The 19,513-nt window shown below is 65.7% G+C and carries 19 protein-coding genes; 13 read left to right on the plus strand and 6 right to left on the minus strand.

Annotated features, from left to right (window positions below; translation table 11 throughout):
• Positions 1 to 68: 68 nt before the first annotated feature.
• The 3 genes from VGE27_RS04460 to VGE27_RS04470 all read left to right on the plus strand — a co-directional run bounded on the left by VGE27_RS04460 (position 69) and on the right by VGE27_RS04470 (position 2,480).
• A complete protein-coding gene (locus VGE27_RS04460) occupies positions 69 to 821 on the plus strand; it encodes a TIGR00730 family Rossman fold protein (protein ID WP_345787983.1) in 753 nt (250 codons plus the stop codon).
• Positions 822 to 1,000: 179 nt separating this feature from the next.
• Entirely contained in the window at positions 1,001 to 1,486 is a 486-nt protein-coding gene (locus VGE27_RS04465; protein ID WP_331048430.1) for a GreA/GreB family elongation factor, read from the plus strand.
• A 13-nt stretch (positions 1,487 to 1,499) separates the two neighbouring features.
• A complete protein-coding gene (locus VGE27_RS04470) occupies positions 1,500 to 2,480 on the plus strand; it encodes a zinc-dependent alcohol dehydrogenase family protein (protein WP_331048431.1) in 981 nt (326 codons plus the stop codon).
• A gap of 7 nt (positions 2,481 to 2,487) precedes the next feature.
• Here the strand turns inward: VGE27_RS04470 and VGE27_RS04475 are convergent, their stop codons facing one another.
• A complete protein-coding gene (locus tag VGE27_RS04475) occupies positions 2,488 to 4,131 on the minus strand; it encodes a glycerol-3-phosphate dehydrogenase/oxidase (RefSeq protein ID WP_331048432.1) in 1,644 nt (547 codons plus the stop codon).
• A 130-nt stretch (positions 4,132 to 4,261) separates the two neighbouring features.
• Between VGE27_RS04475 and fadI the strand changes: the two genes are divergently transcribed.
• The 9 genes from fadI to VGE27_RS04520 all read left to right on the plus strand — a co-directional run bounded on the left by fadI (position 4,262) and on the right by VGE27_RS04520 (position 13,986).
• Positions 4,262 to 5,557 (plus strand): acetyl-CoA C-acyltransferase FadI, encoded by a 1,296-nt coding sequence (fadI, locus tag VGE27_RS04480; RefSeq protein ID WP_331048433.1) that lies wholly within the window; start codon positions 4,262 to 4,264, stop codon positions 5,555 to 5,557.
• Positions 5,554 to 7,758, plus strand: a complete 2,205-nt coding sequence (gene fadJ / locus VGE27_RS04485; protein WP_331048434.1) for a fatty acid oxidation complex subunit alpha FadJ — start codon at positions 5,554 to 5,556, stop codon at positions 7,756 to 7,758. The genes fadI and fadJ overlap by 4 nt, the downstream gene beginning before the upstream one ends.
• A 45-nt stretch (positions 7,759 to 7,803) precedes the next feature.
• Entirely contained in the window at positions 7,804 to 8,364 is a 561-nt protein-coding gene (locus tag VGE27_RS04490; protein WP_331048435.1) for a DinB family protein, read from the plus strand.
• Between the two features lie 38 nt (positions 8,365 to 8,402).
• Positions 8,403 to 10,052, plus strand: coding sequence for a M14 family metallopeptidase (locus VGE27_RS04495; protein WP_331048436.1), 1,650 nt, complete (start codon positions 8,403 to 8,405; stop codon positions 10,050 to 10,052).
• A 9-nt stretch (positions 10,053 to 10,061) separates the two neighbouring features.
• On the plus strand, positions 10,062 to 10,991 hold the full coding sequence (locus VGE27_RS04500) for a proline dehydrogenase family protein (protein WP_331048437.1): 930 nt from the start codon (positions 10,062 to 10,064) through the stop codon (positions 10,989 to 10,991).
• 7 nt (positions 10,992 to 10,998) lie between these two features.
• Positions 10,999 to 11,352 (plus strand): hypothetical protein, encoded by a 354-nt coding sequence (locus VGE27_RS04505; protein WP_331048438.1) that lies wholly within the window; start codon positions 10,999 to 11,001, stop codon positions 11,350 to 11,352.
• Complete coding sequence (rsgA, locus tag VGE27_RS04510; protein ID WP_331048439.1) at positions 11,349 to 12,272, plus strand: ribosome small subunit-dependent GTPase A; 924 nt, start codon at positions 11,349 to 11,351, stop codon at positions 12,270 to 12,272. The genes VGE27_RS04505 and rsgA overlap by 4 nt, the downstream gene beginning before the upstream one ends.
• 74 nt (positions 12,273 to 12,346) lie before the next feature.
• A complete protein-coding gene (locus VGE27_RS04515) occupies positions 12,347 to 12,856 on the plus strand; it encodes a sigma factor-like helix-turn-helix DNA-binding protein (protein ID WP_331048440.1) in 510 nt (169 codons plus the stop codon).
• The gene (locus tag VGE27_RS04520) at positions 12,853 to 13,986 is read left to right on the plus strand and encodes an anti-sigma factor domain-containing protein (protein WP_331048441.1); all 1,134 of its coding nucleotides are present in this window, start codon (positions 12,853 to 12,855) and stop codon (positions 13,984 to 13,986) included. Before VGE27_RS04515 ends, VGE27_RS04520 begins: the two co-directional genes overlap by 4 nt.
• Positions 13,987 to 14,008: 22 nt before the next feature.
• On the opposite strand, the gene VGE27_RS04525 is transcribed toward VGE27_RS04520, so the two are convergent.
• From VGE27_RS04525 to pdxH, 4 genes are all read right to left on the minus strand, one after another.
• The gene (locus VGE27_RS04525) at positions 14,009 to 14,938 is read right to left on the minus strand and encodes a hypothetical protein (protein WP_331048442.1); all 930 of its coding nucleotides are present in this window, start codon (positions 14,936 to 14,938) and stop codon (positions 14,009 to 14,011) included.
• 34 nt (positions 14,939 to 14,972) lie between these two features.
• A complete protein-coding gene (locus tag VGE27_RS04530) occupies positions 14,973 to 15,929 on the minus strand; it encodes a phosphodiester glycosidase family protein (RefSeq protein ID WP_331048447.1) in 957 nt (318 codons plus the stop codon).
• Between the two features lie 10 nt (positions 15,930 to 15,939).
• The gene (locus VGE27_RS04535) at positions 15,940 to 16,875 is read right to left on the minus strand and encodes a hypothetical protein (RefSeq protein ID WP_331048443.1); all 936 of its coding nucleotides are present in this window, start codon (positions 16,873 to 16,875) and stop codon (positions 15,940 to 15,942) included.
• Positions 16,876 to 17,045: 170 nt separating this feature from the next.
• The gene (gene pdxH, locus VGE27_RS04540) at positions 17,046 to 17,681 is read right to left on the minus strand and encodes a pyridoxamine 5'-phosphate oxidase (protein WP_331048444.1); all 636 of its coding nucleotides are present in this window, start codon (positions 17,679 to 17,681) and stop codon (positions 17,046 to 17,048) included.
• An 86-nt stretch (positions 17,682 to 17,767) separates the two neighbouring features.
• On the opposite strand from pdxH, the gene VGE27_RS04545 reads away from it, so the two are divergent.
• Positions 17,768 to 18,427, plus strand: coding sequence for a DsbA family oxidoreductase (locus VGE27_RS04545; protein WP_331048445.1), 660 nt, complete (start codon positions 17,768 to 17,770; stop codon positions 18,425 to 18,427).
• Between the two features lie 56 nt (positions 18,428 to 18,483).
• Here VGE27_RS04545 and bioB read toward each other — a convergent pair.
• Positions 18,484 to 19,513 (minus strand): biotin synthase BioB (gene bioB, locus VGE27_RS04550; RefSeq protein ID WP_331048446.1); only part of this gene is annotated, 1,030 nt, incomplete at its 5' end.

Raw genomic sequence — 19,513 nt, forward strand, 5'->3', positions numbered from 1 at the left:
GGAAGGCCGGACGTGAACCCGCGGGCACACGCACGCTGGTGTCGAGTGGTGCACGGGCGGTGCGGCGCATGGACCCGCGCCTGGTGGACCAGGCTATCCGTGATCGGCCGATGCTCACGGAAGACGAAAAGCTGTTGCAGGCGCCGAGTGAAGCCACGGCGTCGTTCACGCTGAGCGATCCGTGGCGCGTGCAGCGCATCACGTCCGAGTTTGTCGAAGGATTCGACGCGCTGGCCGATGTGCAGAAGGGCGTCACGATCTTTGGCTCAGCGCGCACGGGCCCCGACGATCCGCAGTACCAGGCGGCGCGCGAAACGGCCCGACTGCTCGCCGAACAGGGGTTCTCCATCATTACTGGCGCAGGCCCCGGAATCATGGAGGCCGCCAACAAGGGCGCGCGCGAAGGCAAGGGACATTCGGTGGGATGCAACATCGAGTTGCCGTTCGAGCAGGGCGCCAATCCGTACGTGGATACACTCGTCAACTTCCGCTACTTCTTCGTGCGGAAGACGATGTTCATCAAGTATTCGAATGCGTTCATCATCTTTCCCGGCGGCTTCGGCACGCTCGATGAACTCTTCGAGGCGCTCACGCTGGTACAGACGGGCAAGATCTACCAGTTCCCCATCATTCTCTTCGGCCGTCACTACTGGGCGGGGCTGGTCCGCTGGATCACGTCGCGTGTCGCGGCAGAGGGCAAGGTGTCACCGGGTGATCTCGATTTGCTCACGCTCACTGACGATCCGGCAGAAGCGGCGCAGGCCGTGATCGATGCGCACGCCGCGCAGGCCAACGAAATCGCCGCGCGCGTCGACGTGTGAACGCAGGACGTCACTCGGGGAACCTTCACACGGCTCCGGGGTGCCACGTGTTTGGCACCGCCCAGCCCCTCGATGGCTTGAAGTCATCAGGAGAAGTGGCATATTGCCCCTGAGGAAACGCGCCCGGCCGGGAACGGTCGGGCGCTCGCCTTTATTACCCGTCCGTGAGCTGAAAGCGCATGTTCCAGGAACTCATCGCCCAGATGGCGCGTGAAGTTGAAAAGCTCCAGTTCGAGCTCAACGTCACGCTGCCCAACGAAATCCGGAAAGCCGTCGAACTGGGCGACCTGAAGGAGAACAGCGAGTACAAGGCTGCGCTCGAGCGCCAGCAGTTTGTGCAGGCGCGCCTGGGCCAGCTCACGCAGCGCGTCACCAAGCTCGCCAACATCGACATCACGCAGATTCCGGGCGATCGCGTCGGTCTGGGTTCGAAAGTCGTGGTGGAGGATGCGCAGTCCAAGTCCCGCGAGACGTACGAACTCGTGTTCGGTGATGCGGGGGAATTGCACGACGGACACGTGACCATGGGTTCGCCCATCGGCCGTGCGCTGCAGGGGAAGGCCGTGGGTGAAGAAGCCATCCTCAAGCTGCCCACGCGCATTCGCAAGCTGCAGATCGTGGAACTGCACACCATTCACGATCGCAACGCCGAAGAAGTCGTGTGATGCGGCGCGTCCGATGATCCGCGCTGAATACACCGAGCGCGGTCCGGCGCTGCATGCCCTGCTGCACCTGGTCGAGCGCGAAACGCCCGTCCCTGGACCAGGCGAAGCGTTGGTGGAGATGCTTGCCGCACCCATCAACCCATCCGACCTGCTGACGATCACGGGGCAGTACGGATTGTTGCCACCGCTGCCCGCCGTGGCCGGAAACGAAGCGGTGGGAGAAGTGGTGGCCGTAGGTGAAGGCGTGAATGCTTCGCGTATCGGTGAGCGCGTCGTCATGCCGCCGGGCTACGGCACGTGGGCCTCGCACATGCTGGTCCCCGCCGATCGTCTGTGGGCGGTGCCCACGGATGCCGATCCGCTGCAGCTGTCCATGGTGCGGGTGAATCCTCCCACGGCCGAACTGCTGCTGCGTGACTTCGTGCCGCTGGAGCGAGATGAGTGGATCATCCAGAACGCCGCCAACAGCGGCGTGGGTGAGTACGTCATTCAGCTCGCCAGGCGTCGTGGGCTGCGCACGGTCAACGTGGTGCGTCGTGAAGAACTCATCGCCCCGCTGCAGCAGATGGGCGCCGATATCGTGCTGCTCGATGGTCCCGACCTGCCGGAGCGCGTGGTGGACGCCACGCAGCGTGCGAAGATCCGGCTTGGGCTCGATGCGGTTGGAGGCAGCGCCACGGAACGCATCGCTTCCGCGTTGGCGCCTACGGGTACGGTGGTGAACTACGGCGCGTCGGGCGGTGAGTCGAGCCGTATCACCCCGCGGACCCTGATCTTTCGCGACATCACGGTGCGGGGGTTCTGGCTGGTGCACTGGTTCCGTCGCACACCTGTCGCCGAGCAGCAGGTGCTGTACGATGCCCTCGCTGGCATGATTCGCCGCGGTGAGTTGGCCGCGCGCATTCAGGCCACCTTCCCGCTCACGCAGCTGCATGACGCGGTCACGATGGCCGCGCAAAGTGCACGCACAGGCAAGGTGCTGCTCGTTCGCTGACGTCGCGTCAGGCCAGATCGTCGATCGTGAACAGGCGCGCCACGTCCGCTTCGTAGTCCGCCAGGTGGCGGTTGCGTTCGGCGTCGCTCCAGCCAAGCCGGGCTTGCATCAGTGGCGCGATACGACGTGCGGCGGCCACACCATGGTCGCGTGTTTCAAAGGCCAGGTGCGTGCGCCGAATCAGCACGTCCGAAAAGGTGCAGCTCCACTCCCGCTCCACCGCATGCGCCACCTCGGCGGCGAGATAGGGCAGGTCGTCCGACATGCGCCCGCCCAGAGCAGGATCGCGCTGCACATAGCTCCACACATTGCGCCAGCGGCTGCCATAGGCCTGCGCCAGCCGTTCACCAACGGCCACATCGTGCGTGGTGGCACTGGCTTCGGTGATCACCGCTTCGCGCGAACTCACATCACCACCCGGCAACGGCGTCTCGCGGCTCGTCGCCGGTGAGGGCATGCGCTCGCCCAGTTCCCGCAGCGCATGATGCAGAATGTCGGCCGACATGGCGCGATACGTCGTGAGCTTGCCGCCCGTGACGCTGAGTTGCCCATCGGCGCGCCGGGCAATGGCGTGTTCGCGTGACGCCGAGTTGGCGTTGTGTTCACCCGCCCGCGCCACAGCGAGTGGACGGATGCCGCACCACGCCGTGATCACATCGTCCAATGACAATCGCGCAAAGGGAAACACGCGATTCACCGACTGCAGCAGATAGGTGACGTCGGCGATCGTGGCACGGATGTCATCGGGCCCACGGCGTGCGGGTTGTTCGGTGGTGCCGATGATGGCGTGCGCACCGGCCGGCAGCACGAACATGACGCGTCCATCCAGCGGGGATACGATGGTGAGTGCGTCCTGATTGCCGATGCGCTGCCGCGGCACCGCCACATGCGCCCCCGCCGATCCCAGCACCTGCGATCCCTGCGCCGCGCCGGTCAGTGCCGACGTGGCATCGCTCCACGGCCCGGTGGCATTGATGACGATACGGGCGCGCACCTCGAACCGGTCACCGGTGAGCCGATCCTCGGCCACCACACCCACCAGCCGGCTGCCGTCATGAATGCCTGCCGCAGCGGCGCAGTGATTGAGCACCACAGCACCGGCATCCGCAGCGGCCTGGGCATTGGCGAGTGTCAGCCGGGAGTCGTCAGTGGCGGCGTCCCAGTAGCGTGCGCCTCCCACCAGGTCATCACCGCCCAATGCGGGCTCCTGGGCCAGCACGCCGTCGCGGTCGAGCCCCTGGTGACGATGCACGTTCCGGAAGAGCGAGAGCGCATCGTACAGCGCCAGACCCGCCCGCACCTTCCAGCGCGGCACCCGGGCCCCGCGATACACAGGCCAGGTGAAGGCCAACGGCCGCACGAGATGGGGCGCCAGCGACAGCAACAAACGCCGCTCGCGGCTCGACTCGAACACCAGCCCGAGATGCCCGTGTTCGAGATAGCGCACCCCGCCATGCACCAAGCGGGATGAGCGCGATGAGGTGCCGGCCCCGAAATCGTCCCGCTCCAGCAGGGCCACCCGGTACCCCGCCAGTGCCGCCTCGCGTGCGGTACCTGCGCCAGTGATACCGCCACCGATGATCAGGATGTCGAACGGCTCGCTGGACAGTGCGGCCATCGCGGTGGGGCGCCACCCCTGGGTCGGTTCCATGATCGCACATTGCGCCCGCGAACAGTCTCTTGGCCAGTCCTGTGGCATGGCCAAATGGTCGTGGTGCCAGCGGTCACCACAATCGTGTGACTGGTGGGCGACTCAGCCCGGCGAACGTTAGCTTGCTGGAATGGCCACTTTTGGAAACGGCCGGCGCGTTGCCATCGTCGCCGGTGTGCGCACCCCATTTGCGCGTTCAGGGACACTGCTCAAGGACTACACGGCAATCGACCTCGGTCGACTGGCTGTGGCCGAGTTGGTGCAGCGGACCGCACTCGACGCGGCTCTGACCGACCTGCTGGTATTCGGCACCGTCATCCCTTCGGTGACCGCGCCCAACCTCGCGCGCGAAGTCTCGCTGCTGCCGCACTTCCCCAAGACGCTCCAGGCCTACACGGTGGGCCGTGCCTGTGCGTCCGCTAACCAGGCCATCACCGACGCCGCCGACCAGATCGCGCTCGGCCATGCCGACGTGGCCATCGCCGGTGGCAGCGAATCACTCTCCCAGGTGCCGATCCTGCACTCGCGGGGCATGAGCGACATTCTGGTTGCGGCCTCGAAGGCGCGCAGCCTCTCGCAGCGGGTGTCGATTCTGGCCCGTCTGCGCCCCCGCGATCTCGTGCCCATCACGCCGGCCATCGCCGAACCGAGTACGGGAGAGACGATGGGGCAGAGCGCCGACAAGATGGCCAAGATCAACGGTATCGCACGGGAAGCGCAGGACCGTTTTGCGCTGCGCTCGCATCAGATGGCGGCCAAGGGGCTCGACGACGGACGGCTGACGGCGGAGATCGCACCGGTGACCGTGCCGCCCAAGCATGAAAGCATGCTCGCCACCGACAACGGGGTGCGACGCGACTCCACCTACGAACAACTGGCGGGGCTCAAGCCGGTGTTCGATCGGCTGTACGGTACGGTCACGGCCGGCAATGCCTCGCCGCTCACCGACGGTGGCGCAGCGGTGCTGCTCATGAGCGAAGACCGCGCGAAGTCGCTGGGGTACACACCGCTCGCATACATCCGCTCGTATGCCTATGCCGCGGTCGATCCGGGAGAGCAGTTGTTGCAGGCGCCCGTGCTGGCCGCACCGCTGGCCCTGCAGCGCGCGGGGCTGGCCCTGCATGACATCGATCTGATCGAGATGCACGAAGCATTTGCCGCACAGGTACTCAGCAACCTGCAGGGTTTCACGTCGCAGTCGTGGGCCGAGCGAGGTGGTTTCAGTGCGCCGCTCGGCGAAGTCGATCCCGAGCGACTCAACGTCATGGGTGGTTCCATCTCCATTGGACATCCGTTTGGCGCCACAGGCGCACGCATCGTGACCACGCTGTGCAACGAGCTGCAGCGACGCGATGCGCAGTTCGGCATGCTCACCGTATGCGCCGCCGGTGGACTGGGCCACGCGATGATCGTGGAGCGCACATGAGCCGAGCATCATCCGGCGCGGGCATTTCAGCCGCTGCGCTGCCAGGTTCACTGCTGCTCGAAGACAGCACCACGGGTCTGTCACTGCGCGTGCATGAAGGCATCGCGATCATCGCGTATGATCAGCCAGGATCGCCGGTCAACACGCTGAACAGTCGCGTGGCGCCGGTGTTCGAGCAGTTCTTCCTGCGCATCGAACAGGATGCGGCCATCGTGGCCGCGGTGCTGGTCAGCACGAAGGTGGACAGCTGGATCGCGGGCGCGGATATCGAAGAGCTGCAGCGCCTCACGGCACCGGTGGATGGTGAGCGACTTTCGCGTGGCGGACAGTTGCTGCTCGACCGTCTCGCGGCACTCAAGAAGCCGGTCATTGCGGCCATTCATGGCGCAGCGCTCGGGGGTGGTCTCGAGGTGGCATTGGCTTGTCACCATCGCATCATCACCGATCACGCCAAGACGGTACTGGCGCTGCCCGAAGTGCAGCTGGGACTCATCCCTGGTGCCGGCGGCACGCAACGGTTGCCACGCACGGTGGGGTTGCAGGTCGCACTCGACCTCATTCTGACTGGCAAGAATGTGCGCGCCCGCAAGGCGTTGCAGATGGGGCTCGCCCACGAGCTCGTGCATCCCGCCATCCTGCTCGATGTGGCGATGCACCGCGCACGGCAACTGGCGCACGGCGACCGTTCGGCGGTGCGTGAGCGCGACCATGGCCTGGCCGAACGGCTGCTCGAAGAGAACTCGGTGGGCCGCGCAATCATCTTCCGCAAGGCACGAGAAAGTGTGCTGAAGAAGACGCGCGGGCACTACCCCGCGCCGCTCGCCGCCCTCGAGGTGATCGAGCGTGGCTATCAGGAATCGTTCGCGGCTGGCCTGCTGGAAGAAGCGAAGCGTTTTGGTGAGCTCGCCGTGTCGCCCGAATGCCGTCAGCTCGCGTACCTGTTCTTTGCCACGACCTCGCTGAAGAAGGACACCGGTCTGCCGGCCGGCATGAGCGTGACGCAGCATCCTGTGCGCAAGCTCGGGGTGCTCGGTGCGGGATTCATGGGCGCGGGCATCACCACCGTGGCGGTGCAGGCTGGCACCGTCGTGCGCCTCAAGGACGGCACCATCGAACGTCTCGCGGCCGGTGTGAAGGCGGTGCGTGATGTGGTGCGTGAGCGGCTCAAGAAGCGGCAGATCACGCGCGTGCAGTTCGACGACACGATGTCGCTCGTAGGCGGCACGGTGGACTACCGTGGCTTCGCTAACGTCGATCTGGTCATCGAAGCGGTGTTCGAGGACATCGATGTGAAGCACCAGGTGCTGCGTGAGGTGGAGGAGGCTGCGCCGTCGGCCATCTTCGCATCCAACACCAGCACCATCCCCATTCGTGATATCGCGCGTGCGGCGCGGCGACCTGAGAACGTGCTGGGCATGCACTTCTTCTCGCCGGTGCATCGCATGCCGCTGCTCGAGATCATTGTCACGCCTGAGACGAGCGCTGAGACCACGGCCACCGCCGTCGCCTACGGCAAGCAGCTCGGCAAGACGGTGATCGTGGTGCAGGACGGGGCGGGCTTCTATGTGAACCGTATCCTCGCGCCGTATCTCAACGAGTGCGGGCGCATGGTGGATGAAGGCGCGTCCATCGACGAGGTGGACAAGGCGCTCGTGCAGTTTGGCTTCCCGGTGGGTCCGTTCACCCTGCTCGACGAAGTGGGACTCGATATCGCTGGCAAGTCGGGGCCGATCATGGAGGCGGCGTTCGGCCCCCGTATGCAGCCGTCGGCCACGCTGCGGGCGGTGATCGCGAGCGGCCGTTTGGGCCGCAAGACCCGCAAAGGCTTCTACCGCTACGACGCTGACGGTACGAGACAGGGGGTGGATGAGTCGATCTACGCCATGACGCCCTCGGGCGCGCGGCGACGGCCCCTGTCGGTGGAGGAAATCCAGCAGCGGGCGGTGCTTCCCATGCTCAACGAAGCCGTGCGCTGCCTCGACGAGGGCATCATTCGCTCCCCGCGCGATGGCGACATCGGGGCGGTCTTCGGTATCGGCTTTCCGCCTTTCCGCGGCGGTCCGTTCCGCCTCCTGGACACGATGGGATTGGAAAATGTCGTTGCCCAGCTCGATGCCCTGCACGCACGTTTCCCGGGGCGGTTCGAGGCGGCCAAATTGCTCAGGGCCCGCGCAGACCGCCAGCAGCCGTTTCACCCGTGAAGCCCCCGGTGAAGCGCCCCTTGATGTCCATGCACCACTGAACTGATGACGACCCTCAACGCGAATTCCCCCGCCCTGCACCCGCGCACTGCTGAAGTGGTGCAGGCGCTGCAGGCGGCCCAGCAGGAAATGAATGACTTGCTGGCGACCATTCCCGCGTCGCATCGCGACGCGCCCGCTGCCGAAGGCGCGTGGTCCATCGCGCAGGTGATCGAACATCTCGCCATGGTCGAGGATGGGGCTGGCCGTCTGCTCGGCAACTTCATCAAGCAGGTCAGGGATATCCCCGAGACGGAAATCGATGCGATCGCCCCCACCATCGAACGCTTTCAGGTCTGGGACCCGTCGCGAGGCCGTGTGGCACCGGAGTTCGTGTCGCCCAAGGGCCAGATCTCGTTCGACGAAGCCCTCACCCGCCAGTCGACGGCGCGCGCCCGTGTGATCGAGGCGCTCATCGCGGCCTCCGGCTGTGCGCTGGGCACCGTCAACTATCCGCATCCTGCATTGGGAACGCTCACCGGCTATCAGTGGGCGCTCGTCACTGCGCAACATCAGCGCCGCCATCTGCCGCAGATCGCGGCCGTCTCCTCCAGCCTGTCGTCCTGATGTCCGTGAAGGAAATGCACCCCCGGCGCCACGTCTCCGTGCGCGCACTCTCCTTCGGCCTGCTCGGCGCCGCCCTCGGCCTCACGTCCACGGTCGATGCCCAGAGCGCGGTGGCCACCCGCGGACCACTCACGCGCGCCGAACGCACGAACTACCTCGAGACGTCCACGTACGCCGATGTCATCGGCTTCGTCGATTCACTCAAGGCCATGGGCGCGCCGATCACGGTGAGCGAGCTCGCCAAGTCGCCCGATGGCCGTTCGTTGCCGCTCGTGGTGGCGTCGCGCCCCAAGGTGTCCACGCCGGCCGAGGCGCGTCGTCTCAATCGTCCGATCGTGTACCTGCAGGCGAACATCCACGCGGGTGAAGTGGAGGGCAAGGAAGCCGTGCTCGCGCTGCTGCGGGAGTGGTCGTTCGGCAAGACGCCCAATGTGCTCGATTCGCTCGTCGTGGTGGTGATCCCCATCTACAACGCCGACGGCAACGAGAAGCTGGCCGACCAGGCCCGCAATCGTGGGTCGCAGCTCGGCCCGGCCATGATCGGTGAGCGCCCGAACGGCATGGGGCTCGACCTGAATCGTGACTACGTGAAGGCAGAAGCACCGGAAACGCGCGGCGCGCTGGCGGCGTTCAATGCGTGGAATCCGGATCTGTTCATGGATCTGCACACCACGAACGGCAGCTACCACGGCTACGCGCTCACGTACTCGCAGTCGTTGCATCCGGCGGCGCCGCTGGCGCCGTTCACCATCGATACGCTGCTCCCGGAGATCCGTCGCCGCATGAAGGCGCGCCACAGCTTCGAGGTGTTCCCGTACGGCAACTTCTCCTCGGCGGACGGCCGCGAGTCGATCACTGCGCCGACCAAGTCGGCGTGGGTGACCTATGAGCACAAGCAGCGCTTCGGTACCAACTACTACGGCCTGCGCGGCGGCATCAGCATTCTGAGTGAAGCGTATTCGCACGATCCGTTCGAGCGCCGCGTGGCCAGCACGCGTGCATTTGTGCAGGAGATTCTTTCGTATGTGTCGGAGCGTCGTCCGCAGATTCTGGCCCGTGTGAAGGCCGGCACCGCCGCGAGCACGTTTGCGGCACGCACCCCGGCTGCGGCCAAGGGCGTGCCGGTGCGCGGTCGTTTCTTCAGCCGCCCGGATACGCAGCCCGTACTGGTGGAGCGCCTTGATCGCATCGCCGATTCCACGCAGCGCACCGAGCCCGGCGTCCCGCTTGGTGTGCGCCGCACGGGAGCGATTGCTCCGCAGCGCATGCCGGTGGTCGATCGGTTCGAGTCTGCGCTCACGCGCACGCCGACCAGCGGTGGCTACGTGTTCGATGCGTCGTACACGGGGGTGGCCGACCTGCTCAAGCTGCATGGCATCGCCGTGACCACACTGAGCGCACCGCAGCAGGTGTCAGTGGAAGTCTTCCAGGTGGACTCGGTGGCCAAGTCCGGTCGCCCGTTCCAGGGACACCAGGAAGTCAGCCTCACGGGCGCCTGGCGCACCGAATCGCGCACATTGCCGGCCGGGACGTTCGTGGTGCGCTCCGGCACGCCGCGCGATCTCGTCGCGATGTTGCTGCTCGAGCCGGAAAGTGACGACGGTCTGGTCACCTGGAACCACTTCGATGCCGCGCTGGCCAAGGGCAAGGATGCACCCGTGGCCCGCCTCAAAACGCCTCTTCGCTGATTTGACTGCATGCTTCGGACGGGACTGCTGTACCTCTCGCGCCAACAGCGCATTTTCAATCTGATCAAGAATGTCGGCTTCGCGCGCAAGATGGCATCGCGCTTCGTGGCCGGTGAAACCATCGCCACCGCGCTCGACGCGGTGGCGCAGCTCAACGCCAAGGGGATCACGGCATCCCTCGATCTCCTTGGCGAGAGCGTGCACAATGAAGCCGAAGCGCGCGAGACGGGCCGGCAGTATCTCGAACTGCTCGACCGCATCGCCGACCGGAAGCTCGATGCGAACGTGTCGGTGAAGCTCACCGCACTCGGCCAGGATATCTCGGATGAACTGGGTGTCGAAGTCGTGCGCGAAGTGCTCGCCCGCGCGAAGCAGTACGGCAGCTTCGTGCGACTCGACATGGAGTCGAGCGCGTACACCGATCGCACACTCGATACGTTCGAGCAGAGGTTGTTTCCGGACTTTCCGGACACCGTGGGCATCGTGCTGCAGAGTGCCCTGCGGCGCACACTCGATGATGTGGCGCGTGCCAATGCGCTGCCGTGCCGGGTGCGCATCTGCAAGGGCGCCTATCTCGAGCCGCCTGAAGTGGCGTTCCCCGACAAGGCGGACGTCGATCGCAACTACGTGGCGGCCATGCATCGCCTGATGGAGCACGGCAGGTATCCGGGCATCGCCACACACGACGAAAAGATTATCGCCGAGGCAAAGCGATTCGCGAAGGAGCGGAACATCGCACCGGATCGTTTCGAGTTTCAGATGTTGTACGGTGTGCGCCGCGACCTGCAGGAACAGGTTGTGCGCGAGGGTTATCGTATGCGCGTCTACGTGCCGTTCGGCAGCCAGTGGTATCCGTATCTCATGCGACGTCTGGCGGAGCGCCCGGCCAACATCGCGTTCATGGCTGGCAACATTGTGAAAGAGAGCTTCCGTCGCTGAAGTCATCGTGAGCGATCATCATGGGCATCACATCCCGCCCGATCATGATGCGGGAGATGAGAACACCCTGGGCGGCTACATGGCCGTGCACCGCCGGCCGGCCGCATTCGAAGGCGTCGATGGGCAGTCCTATTCCGCCGACATCCTCACCGACACCACGGGGGACCGGGCAGCGCCGTGGGGCGGCTACCTGTTCTTCGTGCGATGGGGACGTGGCGAGCCAGAGGTGCAGGGGCATCTCGAAACCGGCTTCATCGTCACCGGACCCACAGAGGGCATGGTGCGTCATCAACTGGGCGCCATGCCGTTGTCGTCGGTGAAGGCCACGCTCGACGCCCTGATTCGCGGACGGAGCGCGTGACCGCATCGACGACGGGTGTGGTGGTGCAGGGCACGGGTGGTGTGTGGGAGGTCTACACGGAGCAGGGCGACCGCGTTTCGGCGTCCATGCGCGGGCGCCTCAAGCACGAGGCGCATGGAGCGCTCAAGCTGGCCGTGGGTGATCGGGTGACCCTCGCGCGCGACGCGCAGCATGCGGAAACGTGGGCCATCACCGACATCCATCCGCGCACCAGCAAGCTGGCGCGCCGCATGCCTGGTGGGCGCTATGGTGAGCGGGTCGTGGTGGCCAATCTCGATCAGGTGCTGGTGGTGTTCGCCGCGGCGCGCCCCGAGCCACACCCGCGGATGCTCGATCGTTTCCTCGTGATTGCCGAAGCCAACGGTCTCTCGGCGCGCATCGTGATCAACAAGGCCGATCTGGTGGCGCCTGAAGTATCCGCGGCGGTTTTTGCCGACCAGGCCGCAGCCGGATACCCGGTGCATCACACCAGCATCCGCACCGGTGAGGGCATGGATGCGTTGCGCGACGAGGTGGAGCATCGCAGTTCGGCGCTCTCTGGCCCGTCGGGCGTGGGCAAGTCGTCGCTCATGAACGCGCTGTTTCCCGGGCTCGATCTGCGCACCGGCGCCGTGAGTGAGAGCGTCAACAAGGGACGCCATACGACCGTGGGGGCGATGCTGCATCCGCTGCCACATGGCGGGTTCATCGCCGACACGCCCGGTCTGCGCGAAGTGGGGCTCTGGGGCATCGAGGCCGGCCAGGTGGCGTCGTGTTTTCCCGAATTCCGTCCGCTGCTGGAGGCATGCCGGTTCGCCGACTGCATCCATACCGTCGAACCGGGGTGTGCCGTCCGTGAAGCGGTCGAGGCCGGGGACGTATCGTCCGGCCGATACGAGAGCTATGTGAAGCTGCGGGACGAACTCACCGGAAAGGGCTGACTCGCCCTGCGGCTCGGGGCGGTGGGTTCGCAAATTCAGCCCACACCGTGCGTCGTCGGCGATAGCTTTCCGCGGTGACCTCAGATCCCGCACCGACGACGCCGTCGGACACTGAATCGGACATCGCGTGCCTGCAAGCCATCGCTGGCGGTGACGAGCATGCCTTGCGGCGTCTCTACGACCGCCACGGGGCCACCGTGTACGGGCTGGTGCTGCGCATCCTCGGTGATCCCGAGAAAGCCGCCCAGGCCACGGCTGACACCTTCAAGCAGACCTGGCGGGACGCGGGACGCTATCGCGGTGTGCGCGGCAGTGTGCTGGGGTGGGTGACCACGATTGCACGGCTGCGCGCGCTCGAGATGGCGCGTGCCGATCACGATGCGCGTCACGATGTGTTGAGCGACGGCACGTCACCACTCGTCGTGGCACTGCCCGAGGAAACCCAGCAGGCCATCACGCTGATTTTCTTCGGTGGGCTCACGCAGTATGAAGTGGCCGACCGTTTGCGGATCCCCACGGGCACGGTACGCCGTCATGTGGAAATGGGCATGCGCGCGCTGCGCGTGAAGCGGGAGGCGCCGTGAGCGAGTACAAAGGCGAGTACCCGTCCGCATCGCCCAGCGAGTACACCTCGCTCGAGTTGCTGCGCGCCACCATGCCGGCCTATGTGCTGGGGGCACTCACGGCCGACGAGCGCGCGATCTATGAGCGGGCCCTGCGCACACCTGAGAATGCGTCGGTGATGCGGGGAGAGTTCGAGGCCTGTCAGGCGACGGTGAACGCGCTGGCCAGTGCGCAGCCCGTGGAACCGCCGGCGGGGCTGTTCGATCGGGTGATCACGCAAGTGCACGCCGTGATCGCGCAGGCGGAAGCCGCAGCAGCGCCACCGCTCGAGACCACGGCCCCTGCGATCGATCGCCGGGCTGCCGATCGCCGGCGTGGTGACGATCGACGTGTCGACGATCCCGAGGATCGTCCTGCCGAAGAGCGTCGTCAGGAAGACCGCCGCCACGAAGGACGTCGTCACGACGACTCCGTCGCGGTGCACCCGACCCCGGTCCGGGTCGTGCGTATGTCGCGCACCAGTCGTGCCACACGAGCGGTCACGCCGCTGTCGACGAACGCCGTGGACGCGCGTCCAAGTGCTGTGCCGTTGGTGGGGTGGTGGGTGGCGGGCGCCTTCTTTCTGATGCTGGTGGGGTTGGGTTACTACGCAGCCACCACACGGCGCGCGCACGCGGAACTCGACGGGCGTCTGCGCGAGAATCGGGTGCTGATCTCCCGCAGTGAGGCGCGTCTCGCCGAACGGGAGCGGCTGATGGCCACCCTGCTCGGTGGGCGTGCGTCGGTCGTGCTGGTGAACCTTCGCAATGCCACGACCAGTGCAGCGGCACAGTTCTTCTGGAATGCACGAGAGGGGCGAGCCATCCTGAATGTGTTTGGCCTGCCGCCACTGTCAGCTGGTCACCGCTATCAGCTGTGGATGCTGCGAGATGGTGTTGCCACGCCCGTTATCGAGATCACCCCGAACGAGGCGGGCGCCGTGCTCGTGCCTGGCATCGAGATGCCGACCTCCACGACCGGTGTGACACAGCTGTTCGTCACCGACGAACCCAACGCACAAAAACCAACGGCGCCGACCTTCCCCCACGTGCTCTTTGGGACGGTCGACGCCAAGGCGGCCCTGCTGCTGGATACCGCACCGCCGCGCTGAACAACCCGCACGGCGGCAGCGGCTACTTCCAGTTCTTCACGTCACCCCAGTCTTTCCAGCGCATCGAGTTGTCGCGAAAGTAGGGCGTGAGTGCCTTGATCTCGGCGGCGTGTGCGGCGAGCACGGTCTTCTCCTCGTCGGTGAACACACCGTCCTTGCCGACCTTGAGACCGGGCGTTTGCTGCAGCAGGGCCCATAGCGCCATGCGCTCACGGATGCGGCCGAACTGCGCGGTGGTGAGCTTCTCCTTCACGCTGCCAGTCGGATCGAACTGACCCCGATCCGGATCGTAGTCACCGGACATGCCGTTGGCGGCGATGTCAGCTTCGATGAGTACGGCGGGACGGAAATCAGCGGTGCAGGACGACCCCATCTTGAGCGCGGCGGAACGCATCTGGATGGTGTTCAGGCTGTCCTGTAGATAGTGCATGCCGCGGCGATCCTGCGCACTGGACGCCGCGCTGAGCCGCTTCTGTACACCACTCAACTGCGTGTCGAGCTTCTCGATGGCGACGGCGTTCTTCTTCGAAGCCGCCATCATCGCCATCGGGTCTACGCCACCGGAGCTGAGCTTGTCGAAGCACGCCTTGTTGGCACTGTCCTTCACCGCGTACTCACGACGCGCCTTCACCAGCGCCTGTCGATTGCGCGCGGCCTCGAGACGTGGTGTGAGCGCCGCGAGCACCATGCCCACGTGATCCTCGGTGAGCGCGTAGCTGATCGTGGGTGCCTTGGCAGCTTCCGGCGCAGCAGCGGCGGCACTGCTCTCTGATGCGCTGCCACCTGCAGGTGACGCGCTTTCCTTCTTGCCGGTCAGCTTTTCGTCGGCCGCCTTCTTCGCGGCTTCAGCGCCGATCTTTTTGAGCTTGCCCAGTTGGGCATGTGCTGGTGCAGCCGATGAAAGCAGCGCCAGGGTCGCGCCAACGGCGCCGGCCAGCGTGGTGAATCGCATGAATCTTCTCCGTCGAAGAGGGCAACATGCGAAATCAACGATTCATTTGGGCGGGCGCAAGCTCGGCTTTCCGGCGGCCCACCAGGGCGAGGGGTACGCGCCGCAGCCCACTCCATTGCGTTGTGACAGAACCGTCACGCACCAGCATTTGTGCCGACAGTCCCCCGTCCAGCATCACGGCGCGGACCACGCCCAGTTCACGCATGATGGTCGCCATTTCACCGGTCGTCGGTCCGATGGGCAAACGATTGCCCGCACTGCCCACACCGGCGTACCGCGTCAGCGCCAGAAGTACGTGGCCGTTGGGCAGCGTGCCCAGTGTGAGACGTATGTCACGATGCTCGAGGTCCACCGCGCCGGGTGTGCACAGGCCCACCGGCATGGCGCCGTCTTTCAGGATCAGGGGGAAGGACTGCAGTGCTTCTTCCCATCCTCCGCGACGTCGTGCATCGCCGATCTCGTCAGCCTGGAGGATGGACGCCCGTCCTGACGTATCGATCACGAACGCGGCCGACAGCGGGCCCACCCCGGGCGCTTGCCACTCACGTCGACGATGGACCACCCAACCCCATGGACCATCGTCGGTGAACTGACCCGCATTGAGCGCGATCACCGCGTCCTTCGGAGCGTCGTCGAGCGACCACGGGGCCAGCGCATCGCCATCACGCGCAATCTCGAGTGCCAGCGCGATGCGGGCCGGGTCGATGTCCACCACGATCACGGTGGCGGATACGCCGCGGGCGCCCAGCTGCACGGGCCATTCGGCCCAGCGCACATCGCGTCCTTTCCAGCGAAGTGCGGACAGGCGCGACGCCCGGGTTGCTGCTGTGGAAGTGGTGGACGTGCTGCACGGCAGCGCGGCAATGCGACTGGCCGGTGCACGCTGCGCGGTGAGGGCCATCGGCACACTCACCGCGCAGAACAACAACCATCCGCATGTCACCACCGCACGCCGGCGCACGATCTGCATCAGCGGCATGAGCCCGCGCATCACGCAGGCCTCACCAGCCCTTGAGGTCACCCCAGTTCGTCCACGACAGCGAGCCATCACGGAAGAATGGTGCGAGTGACTTGAGTTCGCTGGCCTTCACCTGCAGTGCCTGTGATTCGGCATCGGTGAAGCGTCCCTCGGTGGGCTTGGCATGCCCTTCCTGGATGAGCGCCCACAGCGCGATGCGCTCACGGATGCGGCCAAACTGCGAGGTTGTCATGCCCGCACGCTGCGCGGCCGGCACCTGGATCTGTCCGTCGCCCGAGGGCTCCATCTCGGCCAGTTCCGCGTCCACGACGGCCACTGTGCGATACACCGGCGTGCCACACTTGCCGCCCACCATGATCAGCTGCGCTTCCACCGCCAGCACCTGCATCGAGTCCTGCAACATCAACGTCTCGCGCTTCTTCGAGGGATCCTGCGAGATCGCTGTGTAGCGCTCGATCATCGGCACCGTCTTCGCGGTGAACTCGCTCGACTTCGCGATGTTGTCCGGCGTCACCGCCATGGTGCGCTTGGCAGCGGCGTTGGCGCAGTCTTCATACGTCTTGCGCTTGGCTTCAAACGCTGCCACCTGACGCTTGTTGGCTTCGCGCTGCTTCGCCTCTTCCACGAACGGCGTGATCGCGGCCAGCACGGCGTCGAGACGCTCGGCCGTGATGTCATAGGACACACGACCCGACGAACTGTTGCTGCCGCTGCTGCCGGCGGACGCCGCTTCACCGCCGGCGGCTTCAATCACCTTGCGCGCGGCAGCTTCCTTGGCGGCACGCGCACCCATGTCCTTGAGCTTGCCGAACTGTGCCTGCGCGCCGGATGGCGTAAAGCCAAACAGCACGAGCGGAAGAAACAGGCGCGCCATGATCATCGAGGGCGCGGGGAACTGCGAAGGCTGCGCATGGGCCGATGAGGCCGCGCGCATGCCGAATGCACGATGCGAAAACATTGGAACTCCTGAAGTATGACAGCGGAGAGGACACCGGTGCGTCGCCGACATTGGGCGCCACGACCGGACTCGGTGCCACACCTACGGGAGTCGTGCAGAACAGGTTACAACGGGCTCCGTGCGGCGGACCGGCCAGCGGCGGTGCTCCGCCGCGCTGGTCCGGGCCATACTCAGGGAGACAGGCGCCGCGTCACCCAGCGTCCGGCTTCGCGACGATACTGAATGCGATCGTGCAAGCGGCTCGACCGCCCCTGCCAGAATTCGATCTCTTCCGGCACCACCCGGAAACCGCCCCAGTGCTCGGGCAACGGCACGGAGTTCCCCTCGAACCGCTGCGTGTTGGCGGCCAGCTCCTTCTCCAGCACATCGCGCGATGCCAGCACGCTGCTCTGCGTGGATGTCCAGGCGCCAATGCGGCTGGGCAACGGACGCGACTGAAAGTATTCGTCCGACTCGGTGCGGCTCACACGCTGCACCGCGCCATTGATGCGCACCTGCCGCTCCAGTTCGCCCCAGAAGAAGCACAGGGAGGCGCAGGGGTTGTCGGCCAGCTCCTGACCCTTTCGGCTGCGATAGTCGGTGTAGAAGACAAAACCGCGCGCGTCCGCTCCCTTGAGCAGCACCATGCGCGCCGATGGATACGCATCCGGTGTGGCCGTGGCCAGGCACATCGCATTCGGCTCGAGCACCTGGGCGGCCAAGGCTTCGTCGAACCAGGCCAGGAACTGCGCGATGGGATCGGCGTTCACATCCTGTTCGGACAGGGAGCGCTGGCGGTAGTCGGTACGGATATCGGCGATGGACATGACACGATGGAGCGAAGGGGCGCACCCACGACAGGGCACTGCCGTAGGGCTGCAGTTCGGACGTCCCCAAACGTACACTCCATGCCATGGCCTTCACGAAACTGGTGAGCGTCGAGCTCTACGCCGACCTCGTCTGCCCCTGGTGCTGGATCGGCGACCGCCGCCTGTGGCGAGCCCTCGCCGCCGTACAGGAAGCCCACCCCGAAGTCGGTTTTGACGTGGCGTGGCGCCCCTTCCAACTCGACCCGTCCTTGCCGCCGGAAGGACGCGACTGGGAAGAGGTGATCGAGAACAAGTTCGGTGGACGTGCGCGCGCCGAGCCGATGTTCCCTCGCGTCGCCGAAGCCGGCGCACCCGATGGCTGCGAATTTCACTTCGATCGCATCACGCGCATGGCCAACACGGCCCGGGCCCACGGGCTGATTTTGCACGCGCAGCAGACCGAGGTGAATCCGTGGACGCTGGTCGAAGCCATCTACGCCAGGCACTTCACGGAAGGCGCCGATCTCGGTGACGCGGCGACCCTGCGTGAACTCGGACGCAGCGCGGGCTTCAGCGAGGCCGATCTCACGGCCATCATCGACGAAGGCCGCTACAATCTCGACGTACAACAGAGCCAGCGCGAAGCGGGTCGTCTCGGCATTCAGGGCGTGCCTTTCGTGGTGCTCGACAGCCGCTATGGCATCAGCGGGGCGCAGCCCGAAGAGGTGTTCGTGCAAGCACTGACGCAGGTCGCGAGCGAATAGAAGAAAGGGCCCCACGGTCGATACCGTGGGGCCCTTCTCGCATTCGCCGCTGCTGATCAGACCTCGACCAGCGGCAGCGGCGCCCGCGGATACTCTTCCGGCACGCCTTCGAACGGGTCGCCGACCAGCGGCTCGCCATCGGGCGTCTCGAGCACGAAGCCCGCGTCTTCGATCATGCGCATGTCGTCGCGCGCCGTCTGACCCTGCGTGGTGAGGTAGTCGCCCACGAAGATCGAGTTGGCGGGATACAGGCCCATCACCTGCATGCTGCGCAGGTGCACTTCGCGGCCGCCGCTGATGCGGATTTCCTGCGTGGGCAGCAGGAAACGGTACAGCGACAGGATGCGCAGGCAGCGACGCGGATCGAGTTCCCGAATACCGGCGAAGCTCGTGCCCGGCACCGGGATCAGGAAGTTGACCGGCACGCTCTTCACGTCGAGTTCACGCAGCGACAGCGCGAGATCGATCACGTCGTCATCGCTTTCGCCCATGCCCAGAATGCCGCCGCTGCACGTCTTCATGCCGGCCGCCTTCACGGCCTGCACCGTGTTCACGCGGTCTTCGAACGTGTGCGTGCCCACCACTTCGGGCGTGTAGTTGGCCGACGTGTTGAGATTGTGATTGACCGTCTCCACGCCCGCGTCCTTGAGACGCAGCACCTGTTCCTCGTTCAGCAGGCCCAGGCAGGCGCAGATCTTGAGGTCGTGCTTCTCGCGCACGGCGCGCACGGCATCGAGCACCTTGCCAAACACGCGCTCACCGGGCGTACGGCCCGAGATCACCATGCACAGCGTACCGGCCTTGAGCGCCGCGGCGCGGTCGGCCGCTTCCATGATCCGGTCCTGCGCGAGCATCGGGTACTTCTCGATCTCGGCGGTGGAGATCTTCGACTGCGAGCAGTAACCGCAGTCCTCGGGGCACAGACCGCTCTGTGCATTCAGGAGGAAGTGCAGGCGCACGCGGTTGCCCCACGTCGCACGGCGCACGCGATACGCAGCAGCCAACTGATCGAGCAGCACATCGTCGGAGGCGTTGAGCACTGCATGCGCTTCTTCGCGCGTCAGTACTTCACCAGCCAGGGAGCGA

Source organism: Gemmatimonas sp., assembly GCF_036405635.1.
Classification (GTDB): domain Bacteria; phylum Gemmatimonadota; class Gemmatimonadetes; order Gemmatimonadales; family Gemmatimonadaceae; genus Gemmatimonas.